Annotated in this window: 15 protein-coding genes; 8 read left to right on the forward strand and 7 right to left on the reverse strand. The window is 29.1% G+C overall.

Annotated elements, in window-relative coordinates:
- Nucleotides 1–2,775, reverse strand: a complete 2,775-nt coding sequence (gene polA / locus ABXT65_RS06150; RefSeq protein ID WP_415323107.1) for a DNA polymerase I — start codon at nt 2,773–2,775, stop codon at nt 1–3.
- Nucleotides 2,776–2,825: 50 nt separating this feature from the next.
- Here polA and ABXT65_RS06155 point away from each other — a divergent pair, with 50 nt between their 5' ends.
- Both ABXT65_RS06155 and ABXT65_RS06160 read left to right on the forward strand, forming a co-directional pair.
- The gene (locus ABXT65_RS06155; RefSeq protein ID WP_415323109.1) at nt 2,826–3,755 is read left to right on the forward strand and encodes an ABC transporter ATP-binding protein; all 930 of its coding nucleotides are present in this window, start codon (nt 2,826–2,828) and stop codon (nt 3,753–3,755) included.
- A 33-nt stretch (nt 3,756–3,788) separates the two neighbouring features.
- Nucleotides 3,789–4,340: a biotin transporter BioY gene (locus tag ABXT65_RS06160; protein WP_415323111.1), complete on the forward strand. Its 552-nt coding sequence runs from the start codon at nt 3,789–3,791 to the stop codon at nt 4,338–4,340.
- Here the strand turns inward: ABXT65_RS06160 and ABXT65_RS06165 are convergent.
- On the reverse strand, nt 4,333–4,896 hold the full coding sequence (locus ABXT65_RS06165; RefSeq protein WP_415323113.1) for an ActR/PrrA/RegA family redox response regulator transcription factor: 564 nt from the start codon (nt 4,894–4,896) through the stop codon (nt 4,333–4,335). The two genes, ABXT65_RS06160 and ABXT65_RS06165, sit on opposite strands and share 8 nt — an antisense overlap.
- 148 nt (nt 4,897–5,044) lie before the next feature.
- Here ABXT65_RS06165 and ABXT65_RS06170 point away from each other — a divergent pair, with 148 nt between their 5' ends.
- The 3 genes from ABXT65_RS06170 to speB are packed head-to-tail and all read left to right on the forward strand — an operon-like array spanning nt 5,045 to nt 8,144.
- The gene (locus tag ABXT65_RS06170) at nt 5,045–6,223 is read left to right on the forward strand and encodes a type III PLP-dependent enzyme (RefSeq protein WP_415323115.1); all 1,179 of its coding nucleotides are present in this window, start codon (nt 5,045–5,047) and stop codon (nt 6,221–6,223) included.
- Nucleotides 6,223–7,266, forward strand: a complete 1,044-nt coding sequence (locus ABXT65_RS06175; protein WP_415323117.1) for a 1,9-bis(guanidino)-5-aza-nonane synthase — start codon at nt 6,223–6,225, stop codon at nt 7,264–7,266. The genes ABXT65_RS06170 and ABXT65_RS06175 overlap by 1 nt, the downstream gene beginning before the upstream one ends.
- A gap of 2 nt (nt 7,267–7,268) precedes the next feature.
- Nucleotides 7,269–8,144 (forward strand): agmatinase, encoded by an 876-nt coding sequence (speB, locus tag ABXT65_RS06180; protein WP_415323118.1) that lies wholly within the window; start codon nt 7,269–7,271, stop codon nt 8,142–8,144.
- Here the strand turns inward: speB and ABXT65_RS06185 are convergent.
- From ABXT65_RS06185 to ABXT65_RS06200, 4 genes are read right to left on the reverse strand one after another with little or no spacing between them, the layout of a single operon-like run.
- A complete protein-coding gene (locus ABXT65_RS06185; RefSeq protein WP_415323120.1) occupies nt 8,141–8,695 on the reverse strand; it encodes a queuosine precursor transporter in 555 nt (184 codons plus the stop codon). The two genes, speB and ABXT65_RS06185, sit on opposite strands and share 4 nt — an antisense overlap.
- A complete protein-coding gene (gene rpmB / locus ABXT65_RS06190; RefSeq protein ID WP_415303823.1) occupies nt 8,695–9,018 on the reverse strand; it encodes a 50S ribosomal protein L28 in 324 nt (107 codons plus the stop codon). The genes ABXT65_RS06185 and rpmB overlap by 1 nt, the downstream gene beginning before the upstream one ends.
- A 53-nt stretch (nt 9,019–9,071) precedes the next feature.
- On the reverse strand, nt 9,072–10,124 hold the full coding sequence (locus ABXT65_RS06195) for a quinone-dependent dihydroorotate dehydrogenase (protein WP_415323122.1): 1,053 nt from the start codon (nt 10,122–10,124) through the stop codon (nt 9,072–9,074).
- Nucleotides 10,124–11,686: a lysine--tRNA ligase gene (locus tag ABXT65_RS06200; protein ID WP_415323124.1), complete on the reverse strand. Its 1,563-nt coding sequence runs from the start codon at nt 11,684–11,686 to the stop codon at nt 10,124–10,126. The genes ABXT65_RS06195 and ABXT65_RS06200 overlap by 1 nt, the downstream gene beginning before the upstream one ends.
- 90 nt (nt 11,687–11,776) lie before the next feature.
- Between ABXT65_RS06200 and ABXT65_RS06205 the strand changes: the two genes are divergently transcribed.
- Genes ABXT65_RS06205 through ABXT65_RS06215 form a run of 3 tightly spaced genes read left to right on the forward strand, consistent with a single transcriptional unit; the run spans nt 11,777 to nt 15,337 of the window.
- The gene (locus ABXT65_RS06205) at nt 11,777–13,222 is read left to right on the forward strand and encodes a TrkH family potassium uptake protein (protein WP_415323125.1); all 1,446 of its coding nucleotides are present in this window, start codon (nt 11,777–11,779) and stop codon (nt 13,220–13,222) included.
- A gap of 2 nt (nt 13,223–13,224) precedes the next feature.
- The gene (locus ABXT65_RS06210; RefSeq protein ID WP_415323127.1) at nt 13,225–14,598 is read left to right on the forward strand and encodes an AmpG family muropeptide MFS transporter; all 1,374 of its coding nucleotides are present in this window, start codon (nt 13,225–13,227) and stop codon (nt 14,596–14,598) included.
- Nucleotides 14,591–15,337 (forward strand): NlpC/P60 family protein, encoded by a 747-nt coding sequence (locus ABXT65_RS06215; RefSeq protein ID WP_415323129.1) that lies wholly within the window; start codon nt 14,591–14,593, stop codon nt 15,335–15,337. The genes ABXT65_RS06210 and ABXT65_RS06215 overlap by 8 nt, the downstream gene beginning before the upstream one ends.
- Here the strand turns inward: ABXT65_RS06215 and ABXT65_RS06220 are convergent.
- On the reverse strand, nt 15,334–16,230 hold the full coding sequence (locus tag ABXT65_RS06220) for a prephenate dehydrogenase (protein ID WP_415323131.1): 897 nt from the start codon (nt 16,228–16,230) through the stop codon (nt 15,334–15,336). The two genes, ABXT65_RS06215 and ABXT65_RS06220, sit on opposite strands and share 4 nt — an antisense overlap.
- Nucleotides 16,231–16,232 lie beyond the last annotated feature (2 nt).

The following is a 16,232-nucleotide window of genomic DNA, read 5'->3' on the forward strand; positions in this document are numbered from 1 at the left end:
TTAGTGAAGTATTCCCCAATTATTCCCTTTATTAATGTCTACCGTTAGTGGAGTTGAAAATGAATGTAAATCACTTTCTGTAACACTGGTCATTTCCTCACGAATAATTTTAGTTATAGTTTTCACTTCTTTTTCTGGAACTTCAAAAATTAACTCATCATGTATTTGTAATAATGTTTTTGATTTATTATTTTTTAAACTTTCAAATTTTTTATCAAGTCTAATCATTGCAAGTCTCATTATTTCTGAAGCAGAACCTTGAATGGGTGCATTTATTGATGCTCTTTCTTGAAAATTTCTTACATTAAAATTTTTATCATTAATTCCATTAAAATGAGACCTGCGTCCAAAAATATTATTTACATAGCCACTTTTTCTACAAAATTTAATAGTATCGTCCATATAAATTTTTATTTCAGGAAACCTTGAAAAGTAAGCGTTTAAAAATTCATCCGCTTCGTGATTTGAAACATTGATTTGTTTCGCTAGTCCATATTGAGAAATTCCATAAATAATACCAAAGTTAATTGCTTTTGCTTTTCGTCTCATATCTTGGTCAACTTTTTTTATATCAACATCAAATACTTGACTTGCCGTTAGTGAGTGAATATCTTCGTTATTTTTAAATGCTTTTTTTAATTCCTTAACATCTGCTAGATCTGCCAAGATTCTCATTTCAATTTGATTGTAATCAGCAGAAATTAATGTGAAACCTTTTTCAGCCGTGAATGCTTTTCTTATGTCTTTACCATCTTCTGATTTTATTGGAATATTTTGCAAATTAGGATTACTAGAAGCAAGTCTTCCTGTTGTTGTGGCTGCTAATAGGAATGAAGTATGAACTCTTTTAGTGTTTGGGTTAATGTGTTCGGGTAGAGCATCTGAATAAGTATTTTTAAGCTTAGATACTTGTCGCCAATCGAGAATTAATTGAGGAAATTTATGTCCTTTGAATGCTAAGTCCTCAAGCACACTTGCATTTGTAGCAAAGCTCCCTTTTCTGGTTTTTTTAAGTACAGCAATCTTTAGGTCGTTATAAATTATTTCACCTAATTGTTTTGGTGAAGCAATATTAAATTTTTTTTTTGAAATTTTAAAAACTTCTTTTTCTAATTTATTAATCTTTTTCTCAAATTTTTCAGACAATACTTTTAAAAATTTATTATCAATTTTTATACCTTCAATTTCCATGAACGCTAATATCTTAATTAAAGGTTTTTCAAAAATTGAATAAATATTAGTTAATTTTTCTAATTTTAAATTTTTACTAAATATTTTGTATAACCTGTAGGTAATGTCAGCGTCTTCAGCAGCATACTCCATTGCCTTATCCAGCTCTACATCACTAAAATTTATTTCTTTTTTTCCCGTACCAACAATTTCTTTAAATGAAATTGTTTTATGCTGTAGGTGAATCTCAGACAAGGTATCCATGTTATGTCTATTTTTTCCAGCATCCAATACATAAGACATCAACATTGTGTCTTCCATTGAATTCATGTTTATTCCTTGTTTAAATAAAACAATAAAATCAAATTTAATATTTTGACCTATTTTTTTTACACTCTTGTCCTCTAAAAGTGGTTTTAATTTTTTAATTACAGCTTCTTTTTTTAAGCATCCTTTAAATTTATGGCCTATTGGAATGTAACATGCCTTACCAATCTTAGTGCTTAATGAGATGCCAATTAAATCTGCTTGATGTGCGTCTAAAGAGCTAGTTTCAGTATCAATTGCCAGTTCACCAGCCTCTTCTGCTTCATTAATCCACTCATCTATTTCTTTTTCATTAGCAATTAAATGATAATTTTTTTTATTTATGTTTTGTTGTTTTTCCTTGGGTGCTATGTCTGTTGCAGTTTCTTCCAATTCGGGCGCTCCATATGTCGAGGTAACAGAACTAAGAAGTCTATTAAATTCCATTTCTCTTAAAAATTTATACAACTTATCCTTATCAATTTCTTTTAGTTGAAATTCTTCTATTTTTTTTTCAACTGGAACATCCTTCATTAGTGTCACTAATTTTTTACTAATAATTGCTTTGTCTTTATTTTCTATAAGTGTTTCTCTTCTTTTATTTTGTTTTATTTCATGTGCGTTATCTAACAACTTTTCTAGAGTACCGTATTTATTAATAAGTTCTGCCGCAGTCTTAACACCTATGCCCGGAACTCCAGGAACATTATCACTACTATCTCCAGCTAAAGATTGGACATCAATAACTTTTTCTGGACCTACTCCAAATTTAGTTAATATATCTTCTGGCGTTATAAATTTATTTTTCATTGGATCAAATAAACGAACATCTTTTTTATATAATTGCATCAAATCTTTATCAGATGAAACTATTGTTACCTTTGCTCCCTTTGATAAAATTTGTTCTGCATAGGTTGCTATTAAATCATCTGCTTCGTAATTTGGAAGATCGACAGATGGTAAATTAAAAGCGACTACAGATTTTCTTATATATTCAAACTGTGGTGCCAAATCATCAGGAGCTTCAGATCTATTTGCTTTGTAATCAGAATAAATTTCGTTTCTAAAAGTTTTTCTAGCCGCATCAAAGATTACTGCAAAGTGTGTTGGTTTTTGAAGATTTTCATTTGATTTTGAATCTTCTAGTAATTTAAATAGCATGCTGCAAAAACCACTAACTGCACCTACGGGTAGACCGTCACTCTTTCTGGTTAGAGGGGGTAATGCGTAATAGGCTCTAAAGATATAGCCTGAACCATCTATTAAATAAAAATGATCATTTTTTTTTATTTTATCCATTAAATAATATTATCTTAATTATTTTAAATATTATAAATGTATTAATGCATATGGAGCAAAAAAATATACTTTCTGTTAAAAACCTAAAAAAAATTTACTCTAGTAAACAGACTGGAGATAATCTTGCATTAAATGATTTAAACTTGGACGTGAAAGAAGGGGAAATTTTTGGTCTTCTTGGTCCTAATGGTGCCGGCAAAACAACATTTATAAATATTTTAGCTGGAACCGTAATAAAAACTGCAGGACAAGTAAATGTATGGGGTTTTGACTTAGATGAAAATCCTAGACAAGTTAGAGCTGCCGTTGGAATAGTTCCACAAGAAGTAAATCTTGATCCATTTTTTAGCCCAAGAAAATTATTGGAATTGCAGGCTGGTCTTTATGGAATTAAACAAAAAGACAGAATTACAGATACTATTCTAAAATTAGTATCTTTAGAAAAGCAAGCTAATAGCTACGCTAGAAGTTTATCTGGTGGAATGAAAAGAAGATTACTGGTGGCTAAAGCTTTAGTTCATCAGCCTCCAATAGTTTTTTTGGACGAACCTACCGCTGGTGTTGATGTGGAACTAAGACAGAATTTATGGAAAAATGTAAGATTGCTTAACGATCTCGGTGTAACTATTATTTTAACAACACATTATCTTGAAGAAGCTGAAGAGATGTGTGACCGAATAGCTATTCTCAATAAAGGAAATGTAGTCGTTTTAGATAGTACTAAAAATCTACTAGATAGAATTCAAACAAAAAAAGTAACTTTTAAAACGGATAAAATAATTGATATTAAAGATGAAGACATAGATTCTTTAAAAGTAATATCAAAATTAGATACTGAAATTTGTGTGTCTTATGAAAAAAGTAAAATTCACATGGAAGAATTAATTGATCTAATTAAGAGAAATAATGTCAAAATTATAGATATATCTACTGATGATGGTGATTTAGAAGATGTTTTTCTTAGACTAATAAAAAACTAGATTATTATAAAAATAAATAGTAAATTTATCGCTATGGATCTACTAAAAACTAATTCCATGCAAAAAGTTTTAAAAACATTCGTACTAATTTTTTTAGGAACAATGGCCTTAACTATTTCTGCTAAATTAAAGATACCCTTTTACCCTGTGCCAATGACAATGCAGACCTTTGTTGTTCTTTTTTTAGGGTTAGCTTTTGGTTACAAAATAGGATTTGCAACAGTAAGTATTTATCTTCTTGAAGGAATTATCGGAATACCAGTATTTTCTAATTCACCCGAAAAAGGTGTAGGTTTAGTTTACTTTACTGGTCCAACAATGGGTTACTTAATTGGCTTTTTATCTGCTGTATTTTTTGCAGGGTACCTAAATTTAAAAAATAATATTTTTATAATTTTCAGTAAATTGATATTTTCCGTTTCAACAATCTACTTATTTGGAGTTCTTTGGCTTGGAACTTTAATTGGATGGGATAAACCAATACTTGAATTGGGTGTTACACCTTTTTTATTAGCTGAATTATTTAAAATTTGTCTATTAACTATATTGGCTAAAAAGATTATTAATTTTAGAAAGTTTATTTAGGTGATCTTTTAGATAGAATTCTTTGTAAAGTTCTTCTATGCATTTTAAGCCTTCTAGCTGTCTCAGAAACATTTCTATTACATAATTCAAAAACTCTATGAATGTGCTCCCACTTAACTCTATCTGCTGACATGGGGTTTTCTGGTGGTTCAGCTCTCTTCTCAGGGTCTGCTAATAGTGCTTTTTCAACGTCATCAGCATCTGCTGGCTTTGCAAGGTAATCAATAGCGCCCTCTTTAATTGCTGCTACGGCCGTTGGTATATTGCCATAACCAGTTAACATAATAATTCTACTACTAGGATTAGAAATTTGTATCTGTTTTACTACCTCAAGCCCATTTCCGTCAGCCAGTCTAAGATCAACTACGGCAAAACCTGGTTTTTTCTCTATTACCGATTGAATACCTTTTTGTACACTTTCAGCTTGAAAAACTTCAAATCCTTTTTTTTCCATTGCTCTAGCAAGCCTGTCTCTGAAAGGATTATCATCATCAACAATTAACAAGGATTTGTTATCAAAATCACTTATTTTTTTTAAATTAACTAGTTCAACCATGCAGTAGATATGGTGCTTAATTTGATAATTTCAATGCCAATTATTTGCTTTACATTAATTAACTATTACCTTAATTGCATAATTTATATGAAAGTTTTTAAGTATTTAAGAACTTTTTTTTATTAAATTTTTTTTGAGGACATATAAAATGCAAAAATTTAAAACAGTTGATGAACTTATAAATCAACTAAAACCGGAAAAACCTATTTATTGTATTAGAAAAAAATCTATACAGTCAGCTTCTACATATTTTAGAAATAAATTTCCTGGTAAAGTGCTTTATGCAGTAAAAACTAACCCACATCCTGAAGTACTAAAAACAATAGTTGAAAGTGGGATTGAGAACTTTGATATAGCCTCTATTCAAGAAATTAAAGATATAAGAGCAATTAATCCTAATGCAAAATGTTCATATATGCATACAGTCAAAAGTAGAGAAAGTATTAAAGAAGCTTATTTTAATTATAATGTTAAAGCTTTTTCCCTTGATACTAAAGATGAATTAATAAAAATTATTGAAACAACTAACGAGGCAAAAGACCTTGAATTATTTGTAAGAGTAGCCGTTTCAAATGAGCACGCTGAAATAGATTTATCAACAAAATTTGGGGCGTCCATATCTGAGGCAACTGCTTTATTGAGATTAACAAAGCAATATGCAAAAAAAGTAGGTTTAAGTTTCCATGTGGGATCTCAATGCATGCATCCTATTTCATATACAAAAGGGATTGCAGACATTGGAAGTATAATAAAAAAAACTAAAATTATTCCAGATTATATTAATATTGGAGGAGGATTTCCTGCAATTTATCCAGATCTTGTACCTCAATCTTTGGATAATTATTTTGAAGAAATAAAAAAAGGTTTGTCAAATTTAAAGTTGGAAAAACTTCCTGAAATATTATGTGAGCCTGGAAGAGCATTAGTTGCAGAAAGTGGATCATCAATTGTAAGAGTAAATCTTAGAAAAAAACAAAAACTTTATATAAATGATGGGACATATGGAACTCTTTTTGATGCAGGTACACCAAACATAGTTTATCCTTCTCGTTTGATTAAAAGTGGAAAAGCAATATCAAAAAAACTAACTGCTTTTGATTTTTATGGCCCTACTTGTGATAGCATGGACTATATGAAAGGACCATTTCTACTTCCAAATAATATTAAGGAAAATGATTATATTGAGCTAGGTCAACTTGGGGCCTACGGTCTAACTTTCAGAACTCAATTTAATGGTTTTTATTCTAATGAAATTTATGAAGTAGAAGACGAACCTATAATGACGTTATATGGTAAAGAGAGCAATAAAGGTATATTAGTTGCTTAATGTCAGAAAACAAAAATTTAACTCATAATAGCAAAAAAAGCTTCTTACAAAATCCAGTTGAACACATCGATATTACTTCGTTTGATGCAAGGAAAATAATTTCCTCAATGGAAAAAATGTCCTTTGTTTCAAGAGAAACAGCAAATGCAGCCAATATTTTTAATGAAATGATTCAAGATAAGAATTGCACAATTTTTTTAACACTTGCTGGATCAACTTCTGCCGCAGGATGTATGAATATTTATAAAGATTTAGTTAAATATAATATGGTTGATGCAATTATTGCTACAGGAGCTTCAATAGTTGATATGGATTTTTTTGAAGCTTTAGGCTTTAAACATTACCAAGGTTCACAGTTTCAAGATGACACTGAATTAAGAAAAAATTATATAGATAGGATTTATGATACATATATTGATGAAGAAGAGTTACAGGAATGTGATCAAAAAATATGTGAAATAGCAGATACACTTGATCCAAGGAGTTATACATCAAGAGAATTTATTTATGAAATGGGAAAATATTTAAAGAAAAATTCTAAAAAAAAAGATTCTTTAATCGAAACAGCATACGACAATAATGTTCCCATTTTTTGTCCCGCATTTACAGACTCAAGTGCTGGTTTTGGATTGGTCACTCACCAAGAAAATAATCCTAAAAACCATATTACGATAGATTCTATTAGAGAACTTCGTGAATTAACTGAAATAAAGATTCAATCGAAAGGATCTGGCTTATTTATGATTGGTGGAGGAGTACCAAAAAATTTTGTTCAAGATACTGTTATCTGTGCTGAACTTTTAGGAAAAGAGGTTGAGATGCATAAGTATGCAGTGCAAATTACAGTGGCAGATTCTAGGGATGGTGCTTGTAGTAGCTCCACATTAAAAGAAGCAAGTTCTTGGGGCAAAGTAGATATTGCAAAAGAACAAATGGTTTTTGCAGAAGCAACTAGTGTCCTTCCTTTGATTGCAAGTGATGCTTATCATAAAGGTGACTGGAAAAATAGAACGAGAAAAAACTTCTCAAAAATATTTAAATAAAATTGAAATATCTTTCTAATAAAAACGGGTTTCTAGGAATTGACAATGATGTTAATTTTAAAGAAAAAGTAGTAGTTGTTCCATTTGGTTTAGAAAAAACTGTAAGTTATGGTGGCGGCACTCGTAATGGCCCTAAAGAAATTATCAAAGCATCACATCAAGTTGAATTATATGATGAAGAATTACATTGTGAACCCTACAAAAAAATTGGAATTAAAACTTTAAAACCATTTAAAATTGATAAAGACATTAAAAAAGCTCTTAAAAAGATGTCTGATATAAATCAAGAAATATTAGATAAAAAATTATTTCCAATCACTTTTGGTGGGGAACACTCAATAACACCCGGGTGTATTGCTCCATTTGTAAAAAAACACAAAGAAATATGCCTACTACATTTTGATGCACATGCAGATTTAAGGGAGAGTTATAATGGAGAAAAATTTTCTCATGCTTCAGCTATTAGGAGATGTCTTGATCATAAAAATGTTTCAATAATCTCATTTGGGATCAGAAATATATCTCAAAGTGAAATACCATTCTTAAAAAAAAACTCATCTAGAATTAATATCTTTTGGGCAAAAGACAAAAGTAAATGGGACTTAAAAAAATTTAAAAAAATGATAAAGAATAAAACAGTTTATTTAACATTTGATGTTGATGGTTTAGATTCAAGTATAATGCCCGCAACAGGTACACCTGAACCAGGTGGACTATTATGGGATGAAACTTTAAATATTATACGGATAGCTGCTAAGAACTCTAATATTGTTGGTGCAGATATAAATGAACTTTCACCTATAAAAGGTTTTAATTCTTACAATTTTCTTGTAGCAAAACTTGCTTATAAAATTTTATCGTACAAATTTTTATACTAAGCTTTTGAAGCTTTAAGAGTTCCCAATAATAATCTGAATGGAATTAACATTGCTAAAGCAACAAATATTTTAACCGCTAAGTCACCTAGAGATAAAGTAACCCATGGTATTCCAGTTGCGTAAAATGAGATAGAGAAGAATAAAAATGTATCAACAGTAGACCCAATTAACGATGAAGTTAATGGAGCAACAAACCATTTCTTTTTTCTTAAATAGTCAAAAATTTGAACATCCAGCAACTGCGCAACCATAAATGCTGTGCCTGAACCTATAGCAATTCTGACTGAAATTAAGTCTGCAAAATTTGTTGAAAAGAAAAGAGTAAATACAATCCCTATAATAAAACCAACATAAACAATTTTTCTAGCTACAACCTTGCCATAAAATCTATTTGCTAAATCTGTAATTAAAAATGCAACTGGATAACTAAAAGCTCCATAAGTTAATATTTCTTCCAAACCATAATGGTTGATCGGAAATTGTACTAAATAATTTGAAGTTAAAACAACAACTCCCATTATAAATGAGAGTAGTATAAAAAACTTTTTCATTAAGCTGATTTGCTAGGAGATACTTTGGGTGCTTTTTTTATAAATGGTGACTTAATTAATATGCTTTTTTTTAATTTTTTTAACCTTGGTGATATGTTTTTATTTTTTGCTGTCTTTAAAAATTGATCAAAAGTACCTTTTTTATCAACACATCTCATGCCTGCGTTACTTACGGTCAAAGTCAAACTTCTTTTTAAAAGTTCACTTGTAAATTTAGTTTTTTTCAAATTTGGTAAAAACCTTCTATTAGTCTTATTGTTAGCATGACTAACATTGTGACCTTTCATAGGTATTTTACCTGTTAATTCGCATTTTTTAGACATAATATTTAGTGACTATATAAGATGAGTTGATGATCTCGTCAAGTTTATTAGCCTTAATTAGACTGTTTCTTGCCTATTATTTCTTTAAAATTCTTAATCTCATCGGCTATTAATATTTCTTTAAGCTCTTTTTTTATCTTTCCTACAATATTTGGGCCTTGAAAAACCATGCCAGTATATAATTGGACATAGCTTGCTCCAGCCAAAAATTTTCTATGCGCACTTTCACCTGAGTCCACACCACCTACTCCAATAATTTCAATTTTACCTTTTAATAATTTATAAAATTTGCTTATTAACTTATTAGCCTCCTCTTCGAGAGGTTTCCCTGATAAACCACCTTTTTGATGCTTCAATATATCATTTAATTTTTCTCTGTTTCCTGCAGTTGTATTTGAAACAATTACCGCACTTACTTTATGATCTAACAATATTTTACTTACCCATTCAATTTGTTCCTCTGAAATATCTGGAGAAATTTTTACAACAATTGGTATTTCAGATTTAAGTTTAATTTTTTCTTCTTGAATTGAATTCATTAATTCATTAAATTTTCCTTCATCATGGAAGCTTCTTAAATTTTCTGTATTAGGTGAGGAAATATTAATTGTTATATAATCCGCAATATCATGAAAGGTTCTGAGGCCAATTAAATAATCATTTAGCCTATCATTGCTATCTTTATTGGGACCTATATTAATTCCCAATAAACCCTTATTTAAATTAGATCGAATTCTATTGCTTACATTTTCAGCTCCTAAATTATTAAACCCCAATCTATTTATAAGTGCTTGGTCTTCAACTAGTCTAAATACTCTTGGTTTTGAATTTCCATATTGTTTAAGCGGAGTGACCGTCCCTACTTCAACAAACCCAAATCCAAGTTTAAATAAAGAGTTATAAACTTCAGCGTTTTTGTCAAATCCAGCAGCCATTCCAATTGGGTTATCTATTTCTTTACCAAACAAAGTGGATTTAAACATTGAATCATCTTTATCTTCATCCATTAAATTTGGTGTCAAATTTAATTTTAAAGACTTAATTGCTAAATTATGAGCAATTTCAGGATCAATTTTAAAAATTAGTGATCTAAATTTTGAAAACATTATTTTATTTTTTCTATTATCAATTTTTTAGTTTCTTTAACTCCAAAGAAGCTTATAAAAAAACCCATTCTTGGACCATTTTCATCTCCAAACACAACTTCGTAAATTAATTTAAACCAATCACGTAGATTTTCAGAGTACCCGTTTTCTTTTCCAGTTGAATAAATTAACGTTTGAATATCTTCAGGCAACATTTCATCGCTACAATCATCAAGAGTCTTAACTAAGGCCTCTAATGCCATTTTTTCGTTTGAATCTGGTTTTTTATATTTTTTCTGTAGCTTGATTACATCGTTAAAATATTTAATAGCGTAGCCTATCAAATTATCAAAAATTAGATGATCTTTTTCTGAAATATCTTTTTTGTATTTTTTTACAAATTTCCAGAGTAATTCCTTAGAATTTGCATTACTTGCCTCTACTAAATTTAAAAGCATTGAAAAACTCATAATAGTATCTTCTTGTGGAATTACTCCATTATGAACATGCCAGACTGGGTTCATTAATAGCTGTAATTCATTTTGGTTTTTTGCTTTTTTCATAAAATCTAAATATTCATCAACCGTTTTTGGAACTATTTCTTTATATAATTTTTTTGCTCTTTTAGGATTTTGATACATATACAGTGAAAGACTTTCTGGAGATGCATACTCCAACCATTGATCAATAGTGATCCCATTACCTTTTGACTTGGAAATTTTTTCCCCTTTTTCATCTAAAAAAAGTTCATAAGCAAAACCTGATGGGTTTGTTTTTCCAATTAACTTAACAATTCTTGAGGATAATATTGCACTTTCTATTAAATCTTTTCCATACATTTCAAAGTCTATATCAAGCGCATACCACCTCATAGCCCAATCCACTTTCCACTGTAATTTACAGTGTCCGTCTAAAATACTTGTTTCAAGTTTTTTTCCATTATTATCAAAAATAATTTTAGATTTTTCTTTTAAGATTTCTAAAATAGGAATTTCTAAAACCTTTCCAGTATCTGGACATATGGGTAAAAAGGGACTATAAGTTTTTTGTCTTTCCTTACCAAGTGTTGGAAGAATTATATCCATAATACCTTGGTAATTTTCTAAAATTATCTGCAAAGTAGGATTAAAAAGACCACTCTTATAAAGAACTGAAGAACTTTTAAAATTATATTCAAAGTTAAATTTATCTAAAAAATCTTTAAGCATTTCATTATTGTGCTCACCAAAACTTGAAAATTTTTTGAATGGATCGGGCACTTGAGATAAAGGTCTATGAAGATTTTTTTTTAGTAATTCTTGATTAGGAACATTCTCAGGAACTTTTCTAAAACCATCCATATCATCTGAAAAGGTTATAATTTCCGTTGGTATATCGGTAAGCTGTTTTAGGGCATTAACCATCATTGATGTTCTAGCAACCTCACCAAAAGTACCTATATGAGGCAATCCACTAGGACCATAACCAGTTTGTAAAATAATTTTACCTTTTTTTTCAATAAAGGATTTTCTTTCACGCAACATTTTTTTAGCCTCCACAAAGGGCCATGCGTTAGTTTTATCTAAATTGTCTTTTTCAATCACTTTGTTTAATAAGAAATATCTTATATTTGCTGTTATTATTAACTCTTATAGAGTTGAAATTTATTTACCATAAAATAATGTTCTTTCAAAATGTCTAATTATAAAACTGTTTTTTTTACCTTGGGTATTTTGCAAATCATTCTTGGAATTTCCATGATGATTCCAATTTTAACCCAGCTTATTTATTCAGAAATGGATTCTTCTTTTATAGGAGCTTCAATAATTTCAATAATATTTGGTGTTTTGTTTTTTTTAACAAATTTAAACCATAATAAAAAATTAAATTTACAACAAGCTTTCTTGTTAACGGCTCTGTCATGGTTAAGTATTGCAATATTTGGCTCTTTACCTTTTATTTTTTCTGCTCTTGAATTATCTATTACAGATTCTTTTTTTGAAAGTATGTCTGGTATTACCACTACTGGATCTACAATTATTTCAAGCTTAGAAGATTCCCCTAGATCAATACTTTTATGGAGGGCTATGCTTCAATGGTTAGGTGGAATTGGTATTATTGTAATGGCAATAACTCTAATGCCAATAATGAATGTTGGTGGAATGCAGTTATTTAAAATTTCAAGCAACGACTCTTCTGAAAAATTATTACCAAAATCTAAAGAAATATCTCTTAGATTAATTTATGTCTACTTAACGTTAACAGCACTTTGTGCTGTTACTTATAAAATTTTTGGTATGAATATTTTTGACAGCATAACACACTCCATGACTACAATAGCCACAGGTGGGTTTTCAAATTATAACGAGTCCATAGGATATTTTAACAGTCCATCTATTGAAATATCATCAATGGTTTTTATCATATTGGGTAGTTTACCTTTTATTGCTTATATAAAATTTTTAAACGGTAATAAGAGAATATTTATTTCAGATGTTCAGATTAGATCATTTATTAAGATAATCTTTTTTTCAATTATTTTACTTTTTATTTATTCACTTTTTCAAAATAAAGATTTTTCTCAAATTAATATAAGAGCAATTTTTTTTAATGTTATTTCTATTTTAACTGGAACTGGATACGTCACAGGGGAATTTGATGGATGGGGAAATTTTCCATTAATTTTCTTTTTAACTCTAATGTTCATTGGTGGATGTGCTGGTTCAACAACCTGTGGAATTAAAATTTTTAGAATTCAAATTTTGTATTTATTTATTGTTAATCAATTAAAAAAAATTATTTACCCCAGAGGAGTGTTTATAATTAAATATGACAAAAATAGTGTGGATGATAAATTTATGGCTTCGATCATTTCTTTCATTTTTCTTTACTTGGTTATATTTTTTGTAATAACTGCATTATTATCTTTAAGTGGTTTGGATTTTGTTACTTCGATTTCTGGCGCTGCAACTTCAATTTCAAATGTTGGACCAGGATTAGGCTCTACAATTGGCCCTAGTGGTAATTTTTCTAGTTTACCAGAGATGTCTAAGTGGATTTTGAGTCTTGGAATGATATTGGGTAGATTGGAATTATTTGCTATACTTGTTTTGTTTCTGCCTTCTTTTTGGAGAAACTAATTATGATTGAAATAAAAAAACAATCTCTCTCTGAAACCTTTTCTGTCTACCTTGACAAAAGAATGCTTAGAATATTATTATTAGGTGCAATATCTGGTTTTCCATGGGTTTTGATTGGAAGTAGTTTAAGTCTGTGGCTTAAAGAAGATGGTTTAAGTAGATCGACAATTGGTTGGGCAGGATTAATATTTGCTGTTTATGCTTTTAATTATTTATGGGCACCTCTTATTGATAGGCTTCAAATACCATACCTAACCAAAAAACTTGGCCATAGAAGAGGTTGGATAGTTTTAATGCAAATTACAATTTTAAGTTGTCTTGTTACTTGGAGTTTTATTAATCCCACCGAAAATTTAGCACTATTAATTACAGTTGGTTTAATTATTGCTATAGCCTCAGCTACGCAAGACATTACTGTCGATGCTTTAAGAATTGAACAAATAGGTGAGCATGAAAGCAAATCAATGGCAGCTGGTGCTGCTATGGCGGTTGTTGGGTGGTGGAGTGGGTATAAATTGGGTGGTGTAATCGCTTTATTTACAGCAGAATATTTGGAGAATATTGGTGTTACCAATTACTGGCAAATTACATTTTTAATTTTAGGAGTTGTGGTAATTTTAATGAATGTAGGCTTAATGTTTGTTCATGAGCCCTTTTCTAGTGATAGACAACTAAAGCAAAAGGAAACTGATAAACTTATAGAAAGTAAGCTTGGATCAAAAAATATTATAACTAGTTTTATGGCCTCGATAAGCAGTACATTAGGTGGTCCTATATTAAGTTTCTTTAAGAAAAATGGATTTTCAGTTGCCGTTGGGATTTTAAGCTTTATTTTTTTATTTAAGATTGGTGAAGCCTTTCTTGGACGTATGTCTATAGTTTTTTATAAAGAAATAGGATTCTCCAAAGGCGATATTGCAATTTACTCAAAAACTTTAGGATGGATAACTACAGTTATCTTTACATTATTAGGTGGGCTTTTTGTAATTAGATCTGGAGTTTTAAAAGCAATATTTCTTGCGGGGATATTAATGGCTGCAACAAACTTATTATTTACCGTTCTAGCATGGAGTGATAAATCTGAGCTATTATTTGCTGTAGCAGTCATATTTGATGATATCGCAGCCGCTTTTGCAACAGTCGCATTTGTGGCATTTATTTCCTTACTCGTGGACAGAACCTATACTGCAACTCAATATGCGCTACTAGCTTCTATAGGAACAGCGGGCAGAACTACACTTGCATCATCATCTGGAGCTTTAGTAGATTGGTTAAATGGTGATTGGGGGGTATTTTTTATCTTTACAGCTATTATGGTAATCCCTTCTTTGATTTGCTTGTGGTTTATTAAAGATAAATTAAAACTCCGTGAATAATAATCATTTTTACAAAAAACCATTATCAAATATTTATAAGAAACCCTCAGAAGTTTCTGAAGTTACCTCTCAAATTTTATATGGTGAAAAATTTAAAATTTTATCTAAAAATAAAAATTGGGTAAAAATAAAAGTGTCATTTGATAATTATATTGGTTACATAAAAAACAAGAATTATACAAATAATTATAAACCAACTCATAAAGTGTTTACTTTAAAATCTAATATTTTTAATAAATTAAATAATAAGACAAAATATTTCTTACCTTTTGCTTCAAGAATTTCAATAATTCAAGAAAATAAAAAGTTTATAGAATTCGAAAAAAATAAATGGATAAAAAAAATTGATATAAAAAAAATTAGTCACATTGAAAAAGATTATTTAAAAGTATTAAAATTATTTTTAAAAGTTAAATATTTCTGGGGTGGTAGAACTTATAAAGGAATAGATTGCTCAGCTATTTTACAATTATTATATTATTATAATAATAAATTTTATCCTAGAGATACCAAAGACCAAATAAAATACTCAATAAAAAATGCTAAAAGAAAAATATTTAAAAAAGGTGATATTATATTTTGGAAAGGTCATGTTGCTATATGTATTAATTCTAAAAAATTAATTCATGCATATGGTCCAAAAAAAAAGGTTCTAATGATGTCTATAACAGAGACAATAAAAAGAATTGAAAGGACGGCAAAACTAATAGTAAAAAAAGTATCCTCTATAAAATATTAACTTCTACCAAAATCTGGCTTATTGATATCTTGTTTCAATTTAATTATTTTTTTTCTAACTTTTTTAGTATCAACTAATTTCTTAATAATAGATTTATTATTTTTAGATTGAATATCTCTTTTAAATGCACGTAAATTTTTAATAAATAAATCAATAACTTTTGAAATATTTTTTTGATTATTAAAAAATATATCTCTCCACATAATTTCATTAGATGCAGCAATTCTTGAAAAATCTCTCAAACCACCTGCGCTAAATTTAATTAGTTCATATCTTTGTTGTTTTTCAAAATCTGTTGCTGTTTTAACTAAGTTATATGCAATTAAGTGAGGTAAATGACTTGTCATAGAAAAAACAGTGTCATGTTTTTTTGAGTCCATAATTGCAACTCTAGAGCCTATTTTTTTCCAAAACTTAGTCAGTATCGAGAGGTGTTTTCGATTGGTATTTTTTTCTTTTATTAATATGCACCATTTATTAAGAAACAAGTTTTTTAGGCCATGTTCAGGGCCGCTAACTTCTGATCCAGCGATAGGATGACTGGATGTCCAAAAAATTCCTTTTTTTAATCTTCTTTTAATTAATTCCATAGATTTTTCTTTAGATGACCCAACATCTGTGATGATTGTTTTGGGTAGTAGGTGTTTATTTATTTTTAAAATTATTTTTTCATACTCCCCTAACGGTGTACAAAATATTATCAAATCTAAATTTGGGATAATTTTTTTTAAGTCATTTGTAACTTCACATGGCAGTTTTAATTTTTTAATTTTTAAAACATTTGATTTTGATTTTTCATAAATAAATATTTTTTTAGCTATTTTTTTATCAGCTATTGACCTTAATAACGAAGAACCAATTAAACCACAGCCTATAATTAAAATATTTTTCATAA

Origin of the sequence: Candidatus Pelagibacter sp. Uisw_127 (assembly GCF_047722515.1) — a bacterium.
Lineage (GTDB): Bacteria > Pseudomonadota > Alphaproteobacteria > Pelagibacterales > Pelagibacteraceae > Pelagibacter.

Coding starts and splice junctions, on each gene's coding strand:
- polA (WP_415323107.1), bottom strand. CDS start 2,775: ATGGATAAAATAAAAAAAAATGATCATTTTTATTTAATAGATGGTTCA.
- rpmB (WP_415303823.1), bottom strand. CDS start 9,018: ATGTCTAAAAAATGCGAATTAACAGGTAAAATACCTATGAAAGGTCAC.
- ABXT65_RS06160 (WP_415323111.1), top strand. CDS start 3,789: ATGGATCTACTAAAAACTAATTCCATGCAAAAAGTTTTAAAAACATTC.
- ABXT65_RS06170 (WP_415323115.1), top strand. CDS start 5,045: ATGCAAAAATTTAAAACAGTTGATGAACTTATAAATCAACTAAAACCG.
- ABXT65_RS06165 (WP_415323113.1), bottom strand. CDS start 4,896: ATGGTTGAACTAGTTAATTTAAAAAAAATAAGTGATTTTGATAACAAA.
- ABXT65_RS06205 (WP_415323125.1), top strand. CDS start 11,777: ATGTCTAATTATAAAACTGTTTTTTTTACCTTGGGTATTTTGCAAATC.
- ABXT65_RS06195 (WP_415323122.1), bottom strand. CDS start 10,124: ATGTTTTCAAAATTTAGATCACTAATTTTTAAAATTGATCCTGAAATT.
- ABXT65_RS06220 (WP_415323131.1), bottom strand. CDS start 16,230: ATGAAAAATATTTTAATTATAGGCTGTGGTTTAATTGGTTCTTCGTTA.
- ABXT65_RS06210 (WP_415323127.1), top strand. CDS start 13,225: ATGATTGAAATAAAAAAACAATCTCTCTCTGAAACCTTTTCTGTCTAC.
- ABXT65_RS06185 (WP_415323120.1), bottom strand. CDS start 8,695: ATGAAAAAGTTTTTTATACTACTCTCATTTATAATGGGAGTTGTTGTT.
- ABXT65_RS06175 (WP_415323117.1), top strand. CDS start 6,223: ATGTCAGAAAACAAAAATTTAACTCATAATAGCAAAAAAAGCTTCTTA.
- ABXT65_RS06155 (WP_415323109.1), top strand. CDS start 2,826: ATGGAGCAAAAAAATATACTTTCTGTTAAAAACCTAAAAAAAATTTAC.